Genomic DNA, 16423 nt, shown 5'->3' with positions numbered 1-16423 from the left:
GGTCATGGCGTTGCTACCTTATTCCCAGTTGCCGATATCGGCGTCGTTGGCGCTGCCGCCAGCCTGGCCATCGGCGCCGAAGCTGAACACGTCGATCTCGCCGCGCACGCCGGGGTTCAGGTATTGGTAGGGATGGCCCCAGGGATCCTTGGGCAGCTTTTCCAGGTAGCCGCCGCCTTTCCAGTTGTTGGGAACCGGCTCGGTGGTGGGCTTGGCCACCAGCGCGGAGAGGCCTTGCTCGGTGGTGGGATAGCGGCTGTTGTCGAGGCGGTACAACTTGAGTGCCTGCATGATCGAGGAGATGTCCTGGCGCGCTGCGACGATACGGGCTTCATCGGGGCGGCTCATGATCTTCGGGACCACCAGCGCGGCCAGCACGCCAAGGATCACGATGACGACCATGATTTCGATCAGGGTAAAGCCGCGGGCGCGACGACGGCCGAGGCGGGGGGAAGAGTCGGAGAAGTTGGCAACGATCCTGCGCATCATGGTTAGCCTTATGGAATATCTGGCGGAGCGCCCGCTCTTCTTGCACGTGGTGGCGATCCAGTTAGTCAAACAGTATAACCGCCAGAACATGACGACTTTGTGAGCGAGTGCTCGCATGTTCGCCCGCCTTGAAACGACAGCGGAGGCAGCCGCCGGCGCCAGGCCGCCGCCCGGGGCCGGTGTGGCGCCGGCGTGCGTGGGGCAGACAGCTGTCATACGGCTCTGGTAGGCTTGGTGCTTTCACGCCCAGATTACCTACCTCCGTGCAACTATCCCTGCGGCCCGCCCTCCGCTTCAACCCCTCCGGCCTCTGGCTGCCGCGACTGGCCGGGCTCGTGCTGTTCGTCGCGCTGTGCGCCCTTGCGACCCGCTGGGCGCTCACCTTCAGCGCGATGAAGACCATTCCCGTGCCGCGCGCGGCACGCGTGGCGCAGACAGAGGCGGTGGAGACCGGCGCGGCCGGCACGCTGTTTGGCGGCAGCGCGCAGTCCGGCGTGCGCGACGTGCAGGTGATCGGCGTGGTCGCCGATATCGGCAGTGGTGCCGGCGCGGCCATCGTCTCGCTCGACGGCGGTCCTCCCAAGGCGGTGCGCGCGGGCACGGCGCTGTCGCCGCAGATCCGGCTGACGGAAGTGCGCGACCGTGCGGTCGTGATCGAGCGCAATGGCGTACGCCAGGAGATTGCGCTGCCGGTTCCGGCCATCGTCACGCGCGGCCCGGCCGGGCCGGCGCAGCCGGGGCAGCCTTCCGGCGCTGCCGCGCCGCTTTCGACGCCGATGCCGGCCACACCCGTTGCTGCGCCGCCGCAATCCCAGCCGGGTGGCGGCAATGAAGCAACTAACGTTAAAGACTGACTTGTAACGGCGGCGTGCCGACTTATTTACCGTAGCTTTCAGTGGCTTACGCCGGCGGCGTCCAACTGTGACCTGCGTAACAACGTATTAGATGGACCAACTTTCCGGCCTGCCCTGCGTTCTAATCCTTACCAGTCCACTGAGACGAAAAAGGAGCAAAGACATGCAAGGCAATCTCAAGACGCGTTCGATCCGGAATTTCATGGCCGCTTCGGCGGTGTTCCTGGCGATCGGCGGCACGGCTTTCGCCCAGACCGCCGCGGCCCCGGCAGCGCCCACACCGGCGCCAGCACCGGGAATGGACGGCGGCATGCATCACCATATGGGCCATGGCGGCGGCATGTGGCTTAAATCGATCGATACCGATGGCGACGGGGCGATTTCCAAGGCCGAAGCCGATGCGCTGTTCAACAAGATCGACACCAATCACGACGGCAAGCTCGACAAGAACGAACTGGCGGCTTATCACAAGGCGAACTGGGAGCAGCGCCGGGCCGAGATGCAGGCCGAGTTCGAGGCCCGCTTCAAGGCGGCCGACAAGAATGGTGACGGCGCGCTGACCAAGGCTGAAATGCAAGCCGGCATGCCTCGCCTGGCCAAGAACTTCGACCAGTTGGACACCAACCACGACGGCAAGGTGACGCTGGACGAGATCCGCGCCGGCATGAAGAAGATGCACGACCAGCGGATGCAGCAGATGCCCCGCAATAGTCAGCCCAATCCGACGGCACCGTCGAGCCGCGGCGGCTAAGGCAGGACGCGCGGCGCGACGCGCCGTGTGAAAAAGAAAAGGCGCGGCCGGACTGGCCGCGCCTTTTCTTTTCGCGCTTGCGGATGACGCGCGCCACGGCGCGGTTGGCCGAGCCCGTGTTGGCACCATCCTTGCCTTCTCAACGTTCGGCCAGGTGGATCAGCGGATCGCAGCTGCTCCTGGCGGCCTGAATGTTCAATGCTGCCTGGCCCCGGGCGCCCAGTTCCAGTGCACGGTGGCAGGCGGAGGCAGCATCTTGCACCCGGAAGGCAATCGCGCGGGGCGATGAAGCCGGGGGGGCCTACCCATCCACAAAAAATTGCGTACTTGTGCACGATTTGCTAAATTTGCGCAAAAAAATTGCCGACAAACATATTGCGGAGCAACAATATCGTGAGCAAGGTGGAGCTGGACAAGATCGACAGGAAGATCCTGGAGGTGCTGCAGACCAACGGGAGGTTGACCAACCTGGAAGTGGCCGAGCGCGTGAACCTGTCGCCCAGCCCCTGTCTGCGGCGCATTCGCCGGCTGGAGGAGATTGGGGTGATTCGCCAGTATGCGGCGCTGCTGGAGCCCGGCAGGATCGGGCTGGGGCTGCTGGCTTATATCAATGTACGGCTGGAGAAGCATGGCGGGGCGCCCAAGGGCAAGGCGCCGCTGGACTTGTTCCGCGCCTCCATCGCCATCTGGCCGGAGGTGGCCGCCTGTCATGCAATGACGGGAGAGATGGATCTGCTGCTCAAGGTCTATGTAGAAGACATGGAGCACTTCGCGCGCTTCATGAAAGACGATTTGCTGGCCCATCCGGCGGTGATCGACGTGCGCTCGAGCTTCGCGCTCGAATGCATCAAGGACACCACGGCCTTGCCGGTACCGGGCGGCTGATCCATGCCGCAGGCGCCGGCACCAATGAAAATGGCGCGCTGGGTGGCGCGCCATTTGAACGTGGCCGGTTGGCGCTGCCTCAGGCGGTATGCTTTTGCGGCACCATCGAGCGCCAGAAGCGCAGGCCGAAACGGCGTGCATCGCGAAGATTGCGGCGCAGCATGTAGTCGAGGTCGGCTACCTGCTCGTCAAGCGCTTCGGTCAGGCGGCTGACCGTATCGGCGGGCGGCAGTTCGAGGTAGGCGTCGGCCTCGCCATAGGCGTATTGCACTTTCATGCCAGCCTTTTTGGCGATGTGCATCATGGCGGCATTGCGCGACAGGCAGTGCATGTACAAGGTGCGCACATTGCTGTTGCGGCCGTGCATGGCGGCACGCTCGAACAGTGAGCTGCCGATGCCGCGGCCACGGGCACTCTGCGACACGGAGACGCCGAACTCGGCCACGCGGCCCTGGGCGTTGTCGCGCAGGTTGGCGAAGTGGCCCACGCCGATCAGCTCCAGGTGTTCGTCGTAGACGCCGAAGACAGTGTCGTGGTCGAAATCGATGCTGTCGACATAGGCTTCGATCACATGATCGCCAACCGACTGGCCAAAACGGAGCAGGCGATCCTCCTCACCCAGGGCGAGGAAATGCTTGAGCAGGCGCGAGCGGTGATGCGCTGCCAGCTCGCGCACCAGGGTGGTGGGGCGCTGCGAGGCCTGCGCGGCTGCGGCTGCACGGCGGAGATCTTCGTCGGATACGGCCCCGACGGCCTTGCTCAGTTCGAGCGGATTCACTTTGTTTTCCTCGCGACGTATTCAGGTATAAAAATAGCACCCAGCGGGTGTTTATCCATGCACTTTCGGCATTTGGCACGAAAGCCAAGGGCAAACACTATCTTGCTGCGATGCAAAAAGTATTGTAGTGGAATTGTCAGTTCGGCGTAAGGTTAGGCCCGAGAGAAGCTTGTGCGATTTTGTAAATTTCGTATAAATCTATGTAAATCAATGGGTTATGGAGATATCGAGAGGGTGATTCCGGCATCGCGTTGTGGGTTTGCTGCAACGCCGCATTCCTTTCTGTTCCACCACCGACCGCCTTTTGCACCTTGAACCCGCGTGCCAGCGCCGGGTTGTGCGCATTGATTTGTGATTCGCGCGGCATTTTTGCCGGGTGCCCCTCGTTTTGCAGTACGTTTTTCAGGATTTTTCGTGGACCCCAAGGCAGAGCCCCCGATTCTCGTCATCTATGCCCATCCCCGGCCGCATCTGTCTCGCGTCAATCGCCCACTGGCGACAGCGCTGGAAAGCCTGCCGGACGTCACCGTGCACGATCTCTATTCCAGTTACACGGACTACGACATCGATGTGGTCGCAGAGCAGCGCGCGCTCGCGCGCGCCGGCACGCTGGTGTTCCAGTTCCCGGTGCAGTGGTACAGCGTTCCGGCCTTGCTCAAGCTGTGGCTGGACGAAGTCCTGGAGAGCGGCTGGGCCTACGGTCCCGGCGGGACGGCGTTGCGGGGCAAGTCGTTGCTGGTGGTGGCCAGCACCGGTGGCCATGCCGACTCGTATGGCCCCGATGGCGCGCACGGCCACAGTATCGAGGAATACATGCTGCCGCTGGAGCAGACCGCCGTGCTGTGCGGCATGAACTGGCTGCCGCCGCTGGTCCTGCATGACGCCAACCAGGCCGATGCCCGGACGCTGGCCGATCACATCGGCCGGGTGTCCGGCGTATTGGGCGGCGCCGCGCGCGTTGCCGCAGGCTGAGGAGCGCGCCATGGAACAACACGATTTCCTGGTGGCGCTGGTGGTCTTCCTGATCGCCGCCGTGGTGGCCGTGCCGGTGGCGCGGCGGTTCGGCCTGGGCGCGGTGCTCGGCTACCTGCTGGCGGGCGTGGCGATCGGCCCGTGGGCCCTGCGGCTAGTCACCAATGTCGAATCCATCCTGCATTTCTCCGAATTCGGCGTGGTGCTGATGATGTTCGTGATCGGCCTGGAACTGGAGCCCAAGAAGCTGTGGGCGTTGCGCCGCGTCATCTTCGGCTACGGCGGCGCCCAGATGGCCGCCTGCGCCCTCCTGGTCGGCGGCGTCGCGGCGCTTGTCGGGGCGCCGTGGCAGGTGGCGCTGGTGGCGGGCCTGGGGCTGGCGTTGTCGTCCACCGCGATTGCGTTCGCCACGCTGACGGAGCGCAACCTGTTCGGTACGCCCGCGGGTGCGGCCAGCTTCGGCATCCTGCTGTTCCAGGACATTGCCGCGATCCCGATGATCGCGCTGTTGCCGCTGCTGGCGGCCGGGGGCGCCGAAGCCGGCGTGGCCGGGACGTCCGGGGCGGCGGGATGGCTCGGGGCGGCGAAGGCGGTCGGCGTGATCGGCACCGTGGTGGTGGGCGGGCGCTATCTGGTGCGGCCGGCGCTGCGTTTTATTGCGCGAACGGATATGCGTGAGATGTTCACCGCCTTCGCACTGCTGCTGGTGGTCGGCATCGCCCTGATGATGGACGCGGTGGGATTGTCGATGGCGCTGGGCACCTTCCTGGCCGGCGTGCTGCTGGCGGACTCGGAATATCGCCATGCGCTTGAGGCCGACCTGGAGCCGTTCAAGGGCTTGCTGCTGGGCCTGTTCTTCATGGCGGTCGGCATGTCGATCGACTTCGGCGTGCTGATGCAGGCGCCGGGCCAGGTGGCTGCCCTGGTGGTTGGCTTCGTGCTGCTCAAGACGGTGGTACTGGCCCTGCTGGCGCCGCGCTTCGGCATCGCGCGGGGCCAGTGGCTGCTGTTTGCGCTGTTGATTTCGCAGGGCGGTGAGTTTGCCTTCGTGGTGTTTGGGGTGGCGGGAGGCGCGGGCCTGCTGCCGGCGCGCACCGAGGCACTGCTGGTGCTGGTCGTGGCGCTGTCGATGGTGGCTACGCCGCTGCTCCTGCTTGCCTACGACCGGCTTGTGGCACCCCGGCTGGTCCGCCTGACGCGCCGTCCGGACGATGTGATCGCGCCGCAGGACAACCCCGTGCTGATCGCCGGCTTCGGCCGCTTTGGCCAGATCATCGGCCGGCTGCTTTATGCACAGGGGATCGGCGTGACCGTGCTGGACCACGATCCCGACCAGATCGAGTTCCTGCGCCAGTACGATTTCAAGGTCTTTTACGGCGATGCCACCCGCATGGACCTGCTCGAATCCGCCGGCGCCGAGCGGGCGCGCATACTGGTGGTGGCGATCGACGGGATGGAGGATAGCTTGGCGCTGATAGACAGTGTGCGGGCGCGATTCCCGCACCTGGAAATCTATGCGCGGGCGCGTCATGTGTCGCACGTCTACCAGCTAAAGGACCGCGGGGTGAATCTATTCGAGCGCGAACTGTTCGAGGGGTCGCTGATGCTGGGACGCCGCGTGCTGGAGGGACTGGGCTACGATCCCACTCATGCGCGCTCGCTCGCGCTCAGGTTCCGGCGCCACAATATCGCGGCGATCGATCGCTTCTACCCGCATTACACCGACCAGAAAAAGCTCGTATCGCTGGCGCGTCAGGCGCGCGACGAACTGGAGGAAATGTTCCGGCAGGATCGCGACCAGCGCCGCCGCAAGGAAGAGGAAGACTGGTCCTGATACTACGGGCGCCCCGCTGGCGCCCGTAGTATCCGCATGCCTTACGCGACACTTCCAATCTGCCTGGCCGACGCTCCGGTGGCATGGGCGCCCGGCAGCCCGCCCGCGAGCAGGTCGATCACCATCTCGGCGAATTCCGCGTACGACAGCTTGCCGCCAGGCTTGAGCCAGGTGAAGGTCCAGTTGATCATGCCGAACACCGTCATCGTCAGCGCCGCCTGGTTGTCGCGGTTGACGCGTTCCGGGTAGGCCCGGCGCAACTGCCGCGAGAAGGCGGCTACCACGTCGCGCTCGCGTTTGAGGATCTGGTCGCGCTGCTCTTCGGCGAGGAACTTGACGTCGTTGATCAGGGCGACGTGCCGGGTTTGCGAGGTTTCGTACTCGGCCAGGAAGGCCCGGATCAGGTTGGCGAAGCTCTCCCGCTCGCTGCGCCCCTGGCGCTCGGCCTCGGCTTCGACCTCGGTCACGATCAGCATCAGCCGGCGCGTGTAGCGGTCAAGCAGGTCGAACAGGATCGCTTCCTTGCTCTCGTAATAGTGATAGAGCCGCGCCTTGGAAGTGCCACAGGCGGCGGCCAGATCGGCCATCGAGGTGCTGGGGTAGCTGCTGGCGGCAAAGGCGGCGGCGGCCAGTTCCAGGATCTGTTCGCGCTGCGCCTCGAAATCGGGTGCCTTGGTACGGGCCATGGAGACGTTTGCTTTTCTTCTTCTTAATCGCCGCCGGCGGACAGATTGCGGCGGAGCTCGCAGGTCTGCAGCGACTCGGCGTTGCCGCGCAGCACGAGCTGCCCGGCACCGATCAGTTCGCGGCAGCGCCAGAACACAAACCAGTCGCTGGCCAGAAGGCCTTCGATGGCGCCCATCACGCCGCCCACCAATTGGGCGGCCGGCGCCCATTCCAGCGGGGCGCGCTCCAGGATCACTTCATCGACCGTGTGATAAGCCGCGGGCACCAGCGTATTGCCTTTCCACAGGCGCACGTCGGCGTTTTCCTTGACGTTCTGCTGCCACTCGTAGCCCAGGCGGCCCAGGCGCAGTACCGAGACCGGCGCAATGGTGGAGAAGCGCCGCGCCAGGCGGGCCGCAGGGTACATGCCGATAGCGGCCAGGTTGCCGCTTGCTGGTACTTCCAGTTCGCGCAGGTCCATGGCCACTTCATTGATGCGCTGCGGCGACTGGTAGAGATGGAACACAACCCGGCGCAGCATCAGCTGGTCGGATGCGCTCTGGCCATGCCAGATGGCGACTTCCAGTTCATCCTTGCGCAACTTGTGCAACTGGTCGAGCGCCTGGTGCATTTCTGCGGCGAAGTCGATGTCGCTATAGGGCGCCACGCGCTGCCAGAAACCGGAGCGGATGAGTCCGCTGCTGTCGACGTCGGCAAGTGGACCGACGGCGAGGTCGTCGCGAAGCACGACGACCGGGTCGGGCCGGGCGGCCTGGGCGAGGGCTTGCCGTAGCGTGTTGCCCGCTACGTCGCCGTTGACGACATGGATGTATTGCATGGCCGTGATTGTATATGGATGCGCTCAGACTCTGGCATGAAACGCAAGTGCCTTGCGGGATCGTTCCGGGCGCCTCATCCCACCCGCGTGCGCTTGGCTGCGCTTCCATTGTCGTCGCCTGCGCTGACGGCGCGGGTCTGCGCCACGTGCCCTGGCGCGGTGGAAGGATTCTTCCTTGCCGATGCGGTTCACGGCATGTCCCGCTTGCAACGCATCGAGCGTTGCGCCGGGAAATCGTCGCCACCGCATCGGTCTATATAAGAATAGGAGGCACTATGCACGTGGTGCCTGGTAGCGTCGGCGGCGCACCCGGCGCTCACCCGATATCTTGATCTTGAGCAAGGCAGCGGGCGGAATAAACGTGAATCATCAGGCACAGCACTTCGATCAGCGCATATCCGGGTAACGCCGGCCCGGTATCTGGCTGCGACCTTGCGCAAGGAGGCAACAATGCAACGTACTCGCCCTCGGACGGCCGGCGTCCTCGCTTTCCGCCAGCGGTGCGCACTGCTGGCGCTGTTGGGGCTGTTTTCAATCCTGGTGCCGCCGGCTACTGCCAGCAGCGAATTCGGCACGGTGCGGCAAGCGTTCACGCAGCAGGTGCCGCGCCATCTCAACTTGCCGGCCACCACCGTCACACGGTATGCCGGCCTGCTGGCATCCGCGCTCCAGGCCGACGGGCTGGATGCCGCGGCCGGCGACTGGGTCGTGCTGGTCGACCGCAACCCCCGCGTCCAGGCCGCCATGGTGTTCGCGCGAGCCGGCGACGGCGTCTCCTGGCGATGGGTTGGCGCGACATCCACATCGACAGGCAAGCCGGGTGAATTCGATCACTTCATCACGCCCGTCGGTGTGTTCGACCACAGCCTGGAGAACATGGATTTTCGGGCCGAGGGTACTTACAACGAGAACGGGATCCGCGGCTACGGCGTGCGCGGCATGCGCGTCTATGATTTTGGCTGGGTCGATGCCGAACGCGGCTGGGGCAAGGGTGGCGAGAGCCAGATGCGGCTGCAAATGCACGCGACCGACCCCGACCGGCTGGAGTCCCGCCTCGGTCGTCCGGCGTCCAAGGGATGTGTGCGGATTCCTGCCGGACTCAATCGCCTGATTGATCGTTTCGGGCTGATCGATGCTGATTACGTGGCGGCGGTCGAGCGCGGTGACTCACTTTGGGTTCTTGCGCCAGACCGCACGCCGGTGGCGCGGCCGGGTCGCTATCTCGTGATAGTCGATTCTGGTGCGAGCCCGGTTTCCTCCCAGTGACGCTGATCCGGGTACGGGCAACAATGTGCCGTACCATCGACCTTACGCATTGGGGGAGTAGTATTCATTCCGGCGGAGCGCGACGGCGCTTTCGCCACTATCCGTGATGTTCCTGGAGCAAATGGCAATGACGAATGCGGTATATAAGAAGATCGTGGTGGCTGTGGACGGTAGCGCAACTTCCGACCTGGCCCTGAACGAGGCAATCCGGCTCGCAGGTGCCGGCGACGCGGAGGTGCTTGCCCTGTATATCGTGGACAACGGCCAGCTAATGTTCGATGTCGCCTACTACGACCCGACGCCGGTAATGCATGCCTTGGCCGAGAGCGGCGAACGCGCGTTGGCGGCTGCGGCCCAGCGGCTCGCCGCGCAAGGCGTGCGTTACGAGACGCGCCTGGTGACCGAACAGGCAGTGGGCGGCGACATCGCCGGATCCGTGAATGAGGCTGCCAGCAACTGGGGTGCTGACCTGATCGTGATTGGGACCCACGGCAGGCGCGGCGTGCGCCGGCTGGTCCTGGGTAGCGTGGCGGAGTCGGTCATTCGCCAGGCCAACGTGCCGGTGCTGCTGGTGCGTGGCCAAGCGGTGGAAGGCTGAGCACGACCGGGCGCGATAGATGGATGCGGCCGGTCGGGGACCGGCTGGCATGCAGCCGGAACGGGGCGCTTTGCTTGCCAGTCCTCGGGTTCTCAGCCGGCGAAACGGATATGCCCGCTGCGCAACAGGATCTCACGTGCCTGGGTTAGCTCGAACAGCCCTTCGGCAATGTGCTCGATACGCTGCCGGTGGCTGGTGAACGCCCGCACCAGATCTTCCTCGCGCGGGGAGCGCGCGCCAAAATGTGTTTCGAGCGCCTCGGCCGTGATGGAATAGAGCGTTGGCTTGCCGTTCACCGTCGCGGGGCAGGAGAGCGTCAGACTGGCCGCACAGTAAGTGGGAACGCTGCGGGGAAAGGAAATTTCGGGCATGGCGTGCCTCACATCGGTCACTGAGGGATGACACCATTCTAGGTGATCGTGCCGATCGGTGATGCAGGCACGCGCCAGCAGCTTGACCGCAATCAACCCGGTTGCGGCAAGTGCTGATCAGTGCGCTTGCTTTGGCCGCCGGCCAGCCGGTGTATTGCGGCCATGGCTGCGTGCGCCGCGCTGGCCTGGGATGAAGCGAGCACGGCCTGCTCGATCAGGAACCGGTCGAGGGGGGCGGTGGCGTCGGGCATGGATCCGGCCGTGACGGTCGTCGCGCCGGAGCCGGGGTGTGCCGCCAGTTCTGAAAGCTGCGCCGCGAGACCTTGCAGCATTGCCCGCGTGGCCGGCTCGGGCAGGCTGGCGCCGGCTTCGGCTTCGAGCCCGGCTCGCACCAGTCCTGCCAGTGCCGCCATGCGCCTCAAGGCCATGTGCAATTTGGCATATTCCCAGGTCAGTTCCGGCGTGAGTTCCGCTGTGGCTTGCTGCAAGGTGTGATCGGCCCGGCTGGAGGTGCGTCCAGCCGTCACACGCAACGTCTCCAGACGGGTTTGCGTGGGAGCCGGCGAGCGGGTGGGCGAGTTTGTAAACGCGCCGGCACCGGCAAACGCCGCACGCAGGTAGACAGTGTTCGCCACGAGGGCATCAAGGCTATGGCGATACACCCGCGACAATTCGGCGCGCGGCGCCAGTACGTAGTAGCTCGCCAGGGCGATGAGGCAGCCGAGCGCCGTGTCGATACCGCGCAGGGCGGCAAAGTGGCTGCTGTCCGCCGCAGGCGCCCCCACCCATGAGAACAGGATCACCGCCGGCGTCAGGCCCAGGGCGAAAGCGCCCGGACTGCCGGCCAGCCGACCGGTATAGGCCGCAGCCAGGAATGCTGCGCTGATCGCCAGCGCAAGCGGTGCCGACGGGTGGGCCAGCCCGATGGCGCAGGCCAGCAGTGCGCCCGCCAGGGAACCAGCAAAACGCTGGAACGAGATCCGCCGCGTGGTCTGCAGTTGAGGGCTGAGCACCATGATGACAGTGACCGCAACCCAGTAACCGTGATCCACCTTCCAGAACTGCGCCGGCATCAGGCTCAGGCTGCCAGCCATCGCCAGCCGCACCGCATGGCGGGCCACACGGGCGTCGCGGGCAGTATGCTCGGCAAGGGTGGCCCGCCAGCGTTGCCACGTTCGCCGGTAGGCGCGTCGCGGCCAGCGGTACTCGCTGCGCCATTCGGCAAACGCCGGGTACCCTGCCAATGCACTCAGGGCGGCCTGGTACGGTGGCGGAGCGCCGGCATTGGCCAGCGGCGCGTGCAGGCGCCGTAATTCGCGCGCCAGTGCCGCGCATAGCGATGGCAGGTCTGGCGCCTGATGCGCCAGTGCCTCGCAGACTTGCTCCCGGACATCGGCGACGCAACGCATCAGGTGCAGGAGCGGCAGGCGCTCGACGCTGCCATCGCCGGGTCCGCTCGCATCGTCCCTGCGGCTGTGCAATTCGGCGGCAACGATCAGCAACGCAAACATGGCATCGGCCAGGCTCACCACATAGGCATAGTGCATCAGGCCAAGGGGATCCCGCAGGCTGCGTCTCGCATTGACAGCCAGGTGTGCCGCCTCGATGCGCTCGCGGATATCGCGCTTGCTGGCGGCCGTATCGCCAACGGGGTTGTCGTCCGCCAGCGCGCTGGCAAAGCGCAGCAAGGCGTCGAACACCGCGAGGATCTCATTGCGCGGCCGGTTGTCGCGTTCTGAAGGAATCAGGACCAGGCAGACCAGGCAGGCGAATATGCCACCGAGCAGGAACTCCTGGCTGCCGGCAATGACGCGCGCGGCCAGTTCTGCGTCTCCGGCTGGCTGCAGGCAGGAGGCGATCAGGACCACATAGAGCAGCTTGGCCGACAGCGCGGGAACGGCACCCTTGGTTTCGGCCAGGCCGGCAGCTAGCCCTGCCATCAGCACCAAGGCTAGCGCTGTCCATGGCGTCACGGCTGCGGCCATCCCCAGGGCGCATGCAACGGCGCCGCCGATCCCAACGGAGCCAAGCGAGATCAGACGCTCGGCCGCGGTACCGCGGCGGTCGGCAAGGCAGGTCCAGATCGAAGCTGTTGCCGCCCACAGATATCCCGCCTGCCCGGTAAGCCATCCCAATCCGGCGAGTGCGAGAAAGGAGAAGGCGTAGACCAGGCCTCTTTGCAGCATCCAGGCATCGGGGCGGGGCGGGCGCAACGCGGAAAGCATGTTGGTAAGAAGGGAGGGCGCCGGAAAGCGGGGATCCGTCGCGCCAAGCGTGAGTGACAGATCGACTCTACTGCATGAAATGCTGCGCCGCAACATCACACTGCGGAATCCGTGTTTTACGCTGTGACGGTGCAATCCGGTCCCATCGTGGTGCGCGTGCGGGACTGCTTTGGTGCGCCCTTCGAAAATGCTCGCCGGCCAAGCGATGGCGCTTTATAGCAAGGGCTGACCAAGATCATCGGCAGATCGAGGGCAAAAAAAACCCGCGCAGTTTCGTGCGCGGGCTGGAATCCACCGAGGTGGTGGAGGAGACAGATTCCACTATATACGATTTGTTGCGACGCACCAAGCGGTGCAGGTGGCAAGCGTGTCTGGCTTCACAAACATGTTGCTTGTGAGCAACAAAGTAGCGGCTTAATACATTGCGGAGCCCGTTCCCTCATCTTTTTGCTTTCTTTTCATTGAGTATTTGACGATATGTTATGGGCCTTATGGCTATGCACTGTTCCCATTTCAGCGGAAAAACAGATACGCAATGCCTACGGCAGCACATAGTCCGATGAGGTCGGCGAACAAGGCGCAGGCCAGTGCGTGGCGGGTGTTGCGGATATTGACGCTGCCAAAGTACACCGCCAGCACATAGAAGGTGGTTTCCGTCGAGCCCTGGATGATGGCGGCAAGCTTGCCTTGGAATGAATCGACCCCATAAGTGGTCATGACATCGATCNACATCGATCATCGGGCCGCGGGCGCCCGCGCCCGACAGGATCTTCATCAGCCCAACCGGTAAGGCCGGCACGAAGGCAGTGTCCAGGCCAAGCCAGGCAAACGAGGCGGTCAGGCCTTTCATCAGGACGTCCATGCACCCAGTCACCCGGAACAGCCCGATCGCCACCAGGATCGCGATCAGGTAAGGAATGATCTGCACAGCCACGCCAAAGCCCTCTTTGGCGCCGTCGATGAACGCGTCATAGACATTGATGCCCCTTATCGCCCCGCAAACCAGGAACACTACGATCAGCGTCAGGATGAAGCCGCTACCGGCCAGCGCTGTGGCGGTGCTGACCTGCTCCGGGGGCGCGTGCCGCAGCCAGAGGAATAGTCCGCAGACACCAACTGCCAACAGCCCGAAGGCGGCCAGCACAACTGGCTTGAGCAGATTGAGCCGTTGCGCCCAGGCCACCGCCAGTAACCCTGCCACACAAGAGACGCAAGTGGCCAGCAAAGTGGGCAGGAAAATGTCGGCCGCATTGAATCCGGTAAGACCCTGCTTGACGGCGATCGCCTGCCGCATGGCAATTACCGAGGTAGGGATCAACGTCAACCCGGCCGTGTTGAGCACGATAAACATGATCTGCGCGTTACTGGCCGTGTCCGGACGCGGGTTGAGCGATTGCAATTCGCGCATGGCGTTGAGGCCGAGCGGTGTCGCCGCATTGTCCAGTCCGAGCATATTGGCCGACACATTCATCATCATCGCGCCCTGAGCCGGGTGACCCTGTGGGATGCCGGGGAAGAAATGGCGCAGCAACGGGTTGACGGCCCGCGCGAAAACGTCGACTACGCCGGCACGCTCTCCAATACGCATCATGCCCAGCCACAGGCTCATGACGCCCGCAAGGCCAAGGGAAATCTCAAAAGCCGTACGCGCATTGTCGAACAGGCTCGCCAGCATCGCCGGGAATACAGCGGTATCGCCTGCCGCCAGACGGATGCAGGCAACGACGAAAGCAAGCAGGAAGAAGGAGAGCCAGACCAGGTTCAGAGCCATCGGCGAAATACACGCGGGGTTTGGGAGGAGTGAGGCCACCGCATCATAGCCTGCCGGGCCAGAAGTACGGGCTGGCGGCGAAGCCATGCGAGACGATGACGTCGCAGGTGCTTTTCGTTGCGCAAAAACCTTGATCTGCCGGTATACAATGCGGACATTGCCACCGCGGCTGCCCTATCCGTGAACGTTCCGGGATGGTGCCGCCGTCCTTGACCCTTTGACAACCGTCCGCGACGGACCGCCTGCGCGCTTTAGCCGAGGACGGTGTCTTGCTGACCCAAGCCAGAATCTATGTCCGACGCCCCTGGTACCGAACACGCTCCTCCTGGTTCGGATTCCGCCGGCGCCAGCCTTGGCGCCCAGCACTCCCCATTGTTTGCCTTGGTTACCGATACATTGCGCGAGCGCATCCTCGGTGGGCAATATAGCCAGGGCGAACGCCTGGTCGAGAACAAGCTTTCCACCGAGCTGGGCGTTTCGCGCATTCCTGTGCGGGAAGCGCTTCGCGCGCTGGCGGCGGAAGGTCTGGTGCGCATCGAGCCGCGACGTGGTGCCTCGGTAGCGACGTTGTCGCCGAATATTGCCAAGGAAATGGTCGAAGTGCGCGCCACGCTGGAGGGACTTAACGCCAAGCTGGCTGCCCAGCGCCGTGATCCAGCCCTGATTGCGGAGCTCAATGAGGTCCTGCGCCAGGGCACTGAAGCTGCCGCCAGCGGCCGCTCGGAGCGCTTCGTGGAACTGAATTCCCACTTCCACGAAGTGCTGGGCAATATCGCCGCCAACAGCGTGCTGCAGGATATGGTGCGTACGCTGCGGGAGCGCACGGGACTGCTGTTCGCGCCGGCGAATGTGGCGCGCGCCAGGCAGAACTGGGAGGAACATGCCCAGATTCTGCAGGCAGTCATCGCCGGCGATGCCGACCTGGCGGCGCTGCTGGCGACCCGCCATGTATATAGTGCTGCCAAGGCAGCCGAAGATATGGCCGTCAGCGAGACCAGCGGGCGTGACGGTGCCGCCAAACGTGATGGCAGCATCGCGGGTGCTGGCTAAGGGCGCAAGGGATGCCCGCCAATTCCGGAGGATGACCTACGGTCTCGCGGTATTTGGTATACAAAACATCTTTTTGATGCCGCGTCCATTCTACCGGGGTGCGGCGCCTGCCTGCTGTTGATTTCAAAGGACAAAACCAGGATACGCGCCGGCGCGGCCGCCCCATTGTGGGGCGGCCGCGTGCCCCGGTATGACGCACCGCACCAAAATTTGGTATACTATCAATCCTGACGAACCACAATAGGGATTGAGCATGAACTACCCGGCGCCCTCCTATTACCGGCAGTCGGTTGGCGAACAACTGATGGTGCACTATGCGCAGCGCGATGCTGTGCGCCACTGCACGCCACTCCTCCCTATCCGCTGGCCCAGCCTGCGCGCGCTATTTCGCCGCCAGTGCCCGAATGACCATCGGGTGGTGTGACCGCCTCACTGCCGTCTTCAGCTGGCCTAAGCTAGGGCGGCTCCGCGTGTCGCCAACAGGGCGCGCAAGATAGAGCGGTGGCAGCGTTCCTCGTGCTCGCAATAGCAGCCAAGCGAAAAATTGGTTTGCTGCGACATGGCGGCCAGCAGGTCCAGGGTCCGGCTTGCATCGGGACGGGCCATCTCTGCCCGGAACTGACGCTCGAATGCCCGCCAGGCTTTCTCGTTCCCCTCGCCTTGTATGGCAAGGGCTTCCGAGACCAGTTCGGCTGACGGCGACAGGTTCGGGAACCACACATCGTAGAAGTCCCGCGTGGCGAATTCGGCCTTTGGTACGCCCCGCGGAGGCCGGCGCACCGTCCCGATGCGGATCCCTTCGTCGGGCAACCTGGGTGAGCCCAGCCTCACGATGCGGATGGTCATGCAGATCTCCCTCTATATATAGAAATAGAAGAGTCGGTAGCGGATGGTGCGCCGACTCGCGTCCTCGATGCCTTCTCATGGTGGCTTCATGGTGGCTGTATATTGCCTCGGCCGTATGGCCCTTGGCCAGCCCCGTTGCCAGCTTGCTTCTTGCGTCCATTTGTTGGCTATGAGGCTCTTTATGGACCGTGCGAAAAACATTTCAGAAAACGCTTGCCATGGCCGAGGG

At 64.2% G+C, this 16423-nt stretch carries 18 protein-coding genes and 1 pseudogene; 9 read left to right on the top strand and 10 right to left on the bottom strand.

Features of this window, described 5'->3' with window-relative positions; translation table 11 throughout:
- Positions 1 to 18 precede the first annotated feature (18 nt).
- Positions 19 to 486: a type II secretion system major pseudopilin GspG gene (gene gspG / locus CF70_RS07045; protein WP_035862416.1), complete on the bottom strand. Its 468-nt coding sequence runs from the start codon at positions 484 to 486 to the stop codon at positions 19 to 21.
- 266 nt (positions 487 to 752) lie between these two features.
- Between gspG and CF70_RS07040 the strand changes: the two genes are divergently transcribed.
- The 3 genes from CF70_RS07040 (at position 753) to CF70_RS07030 (ending at position 2979) form a co-directional block, all read left to right on the top strand.
- The gene (locus tag CF70_RS07040) at positions 753 to 1343 is read left to right on the top strand and encodes a general secretion pathway protein (protein ID WP_235184927.1); all 591 of its coding nucleotides are present in this window, start codon (positions 753 to 755) and stop codon (positions 1341 to 1343) included.
- A 163-nt stretch (positions 1344 to 1506) separates the two neighbouring features.
- Complete coding sequence (locus tag CF70_RS07035; RefSeq protein ID WP_035862414.1) at positions 1507 to 2094, top strand: EF-hand domain-containing protein; 588 nt, start codon at positions 1507 to 1509, stop codon at positions 2092 to 2094.
- 393 nt (positions 2095 to 2487) lie between these two features.
- Entirely contained in the window at positions 2488 to 2979 is a 492-nt protein-coding gene (locus CF70_RS07030) for an Lrp/AsnC family transcriptional regulator (protein ID WP_035862473.1), read from the top strand.
- Positions 2980 to 3058: 79 nt separating this feature from the next.
- On the opposite strand, the gene CF70_RS07025 is transcribed toward CF70_RS07030, so the two are convergent.
- Together CF70_RS07025 and CF70_RS35735 are read right to left on the bottom strand one after the other, a co-directional pair.
- Positions 3059 to 3757 carry a GNAT family N-acetyltransferase gene (locus CF70_RS07025; RefSeq protein WP_035862411.1) on the bottom strand — a complete coding sequence of 233 codons (699 nt, stop codon included), beginning with the start codon at positions 3755 to 3757 and terminating at the stop codon, positions 3059 to 3061.
- 136 nt (positions 3758 to 3893) lie between these two features.
- Positions 3894 to 4124: a hypothetical protein gene (locus CF70_RS35735; RefSeq protein WP_152561713.1), complete on the bottom strand. Its 231-nt coding sequence runs from the start codon at positions 4122 to 4124 to the stop codon at positions 3894 to 3896.
- A gap of 47 nt (positions 4125 to 4171) precedes the next feature.
- On the opposite strand from CF70_RS35735, the gene CF70_RS07020 reads away from it, so the two are divergent.
- Together CF70_RS07020 and kefC are read left to right on the top strand one after the other, a co-directional pair.
- Positions 4172 to 4729 carry an NAD(P)H-dependent oxidoreductase gene (locus CF70_RS07020; protein ID WP_035862410.1) on the top strand — a complete coding sequence of 186 codons (558 nt, stop codon included), beginning with the start codon at positions 4172 to 4174 and terminating at the stop codon, positions 4727 to 4729.
- A 10-nt stretch (positions 4730 to 4739) separates the two neighbouring features.
- Positions 4740 to 6563 (top strand): glutathione-regulated potassium-efflux system protein KefC, encoded by a 1824-nt coding sequence (kefC, locus tag CF70_RS07015; protein ID WP_035862407.1) that lies wholly within the window; start codon positions 4740 to 4742, stop codon positions 6561 to 6563.
- A gap of 41 nt (positions 6564 to 6604) precedes the next feature.
- Here the strand turns inward: kefC and CF70_RS07010 are convergent, their stop codons facing one another.
- Positions 6605 to 7249, bottom strand: coding sequence for a TetR/AcrR family transcriptional regulator (locus CF70_RS07010; protein WP_035862406.1), 645 nt, complete (start codon positions 7247 to 7249; stop codon positions 6605 to 6607).
- A 23-nt stretch (positions 7250 to 7272) separates the two neighbouring features.
- Positions 7273 to 8067, bottom strand: a complete 795-nt coding sequence (locus CF70_RS07005) for a DUF1835 domain-containing protein (RefSeq protein WP_035862405.1) — start codon at positions 8065 to 8067, stop codon at positions 7273 to 7275.
- A gap of 432 nt (positions 8068 to 8499) precedes the next feature.
- Here CF70_RS07005 and CF70_RS07000 point away from each other — a divergent pair, with 432 nt between their 5' ends.
- A complete protein-coding gene (locus CF70_RS07000) occupies positions 8500 to 9333 on the top strand; it encodes a L,D-transpeptidase (RefSeq protein ID WP_235184926.1) in 834 nt (277 codons plus the stop codon).
- 127 nt (positions 9334 to 9460) lie between these two features.
- Complete coding sequence (locus CF70_RS06995; RefSeq protein ID WP_035862468.1) at positions 9461 to 9931, top strand: universal stress protein; 471 nt, start codon at positions 9461 to 9463, stop codon at positions 9929 to 9931.
- 92 nt (positions 9932 to 10023) lie between these two features.
- Here CF70_RS06995 and CF70_RS06990 read toward each other — a convergent pair whose 3' ends face one another.
- The 4 genes and pseudogenes from CF70_RS06990 to CF70_RS06980 all read right to left on the bottom strand — a co-directional run.
- Positions 10024 to 10302, bottom strand: a complete 279-nt coding sequence (locus CF70_RS06990; RefSeq protein ID WP_035862467.1) for a DUF1488 domain-containing protein — start codon at positions 10300 to 10302, stop codon at positions 10024 to 10026.
- 92 nt (positions 10303 to 10394) lie between these two features.
- Positions 10395 to 12488: an FUSC family protein gene (locus CF70_RS06985; protein ID WP_235184925.1), complete on the bottom strand. Its 2094-nt coding sequence runs from the start codon at positions 12486 to 12488 to the stop codon at positions 10395 to 10397.
- 552 nt (positions 12489 to 13040) lie between these two features.
- Positions 13041 to 13254: pseudogene (locus CF70_RS37475) on the bottom strand (hypothetical protein); the annotation flags it as partial.
- Position 13255: 1 nt separating this feature from the next.
- Positions 13256 to 14298 (bottom strand): nucleoside recognition domain-containing protein (locus CF70_RS06980; protein ID WP_235184929.1); only part of this gene is annotated, 1043 nt, incomplete at its 3' end.
- 291 nt (positions 14299 to 14589) lie between these two features.
- Between CF70_RS06980 and CF70_RS06975 the strand changes: the two genes are divergently transcribed.
- Positions 14590 to 15348 (top strand): GntR family transcriptional regulator, encoded by a 759-nt coding sequence (locus CF70_RS06975; RefSeq protein WP_035862403.1) that lies wholly within the window; start codon positions 14590 to 14592, stop codon positions 15346 to 15348.
- Between the two features lie 253 nt (positions 15349 to 15601).
- Positions 15602 to 15772 carry a hypothetical protein gene (locus tag CF70_RS36895; protein WP_200876707.1) on the top strand — a complete coding sequence of 57 codons (171 nt, stop codon included), beginning with the start codon at positions 15602 to 15604 and terminating at the stop codon, positions 15770 to 15772.
- 26 nt (positions 15773 to 15798) lie between these two features.
- Here CF70_RS36895 and CF70_RS06970 read toward each other — a convergent pair whose 3' ends face one another.
- Positions 15799 to 16194, bottom strand: a complete 396-nt coding sequence (locus CF70_RS06970) for a DUF488 domain-containing protein (RefSeq protein ID WP_035862401.1) — start codon at positions 16192 to 16194, stop codon at positions 15799 to 15801.
- Positions 16195 to 16423: the final 229 nt, after the last annotated feature.

Source organism: Cupriavidus sp. SK-3 (genome assembly GCF_000611145.1).
GTDB lineage: Bacteria > Pseudomonadota > Gammaproteobacteria > Burkholderiales > Burkholderiaceae > Cupriavidus.
This window is presented reverse-complemented; position numbering and strand designations above follow the sequence as displayed.

Coding starts and splice junctions, on each gene's coding strand:
- CF70_RS35735 (WP_152561713.1), bottom strand. CDS start 4,124: ATGCCGCGCGAATCACAAATCAATGCGCACAACCCGGCGCTGGCACGC.
- CF70_RS07010 (WP_035862406.1), bottom strand. CDS start 7,249: ATGGCCCGTACCAAGGCACCCGATTTCGAGGCGCAGCGCGAACAGATC.
- CF70_RS07035 (WP_035862414.1), top strand. CDS start 1,507: ATGCAAGGCAATCTCAAGACGCGTTCGATCCGGAATTTCATGGCCGCT.
- gspG (WP_035862416.1), bottom strand. CDS start 486: ATGCGCAGGATCGTTGCCAACTTCTCCGACTCTTCCCCCCGCCTCGGC.
- kefC (WP_035862407.1), top strand. CDS start 4,740: ATGGAACAACACGATTTCCTGGTGGCGCTGGTGGTCTTCCTGATCGCC.
- CF70_RS06990 (WP_035862467.1), bottom strand. CDS start 10,302: ATGCCCGAAATTTCCTTTCCCCGCAGCGTTCCCACTTACTGTGCGGCC.
- CF70_RS06995 (WP_035862468.1), top strand. CDS start 9,461: ATGACGAATGCGGTATATAAGAAGATCGTGGTGGCTGTGGACGGTAGC.
- CF70_RS06985 (WP_235184925.1), bottom strand. CDS start 12,488: ATGCTGCAAAGAGGCCTGGTCTACGCCTTCTCCTTTCTCGCACTCGCC.
- CF70_RS06970 (WP_035862401.1), bottom strand. CDS start 16,194: ATGACCATCCGCATCGTGAGGCTGGGCTCACCCAGGTTGCCCGACGAA.
- CF70_RS36895 (WP_200876707.1), top strand. CDS start 15,602: ATGAACTACCCGGCGCCCTCCTATTACCGGCAGTCGGTTGGCGAACAA.
- CF70_RS06975 (WP_035862403.1), top strand. CDS start 14,590: ATGTCCGACGCCCCTGGTACCGAACACGCTCCTCCTGGTTCGGATTCC.
- CF70_RS07005 (WP_035862405.1), bottom strand. CDS start 8,067: ATGCAATACATCCATGTCGTCAACGGCGACGTAGCGGGCAACACGCTA.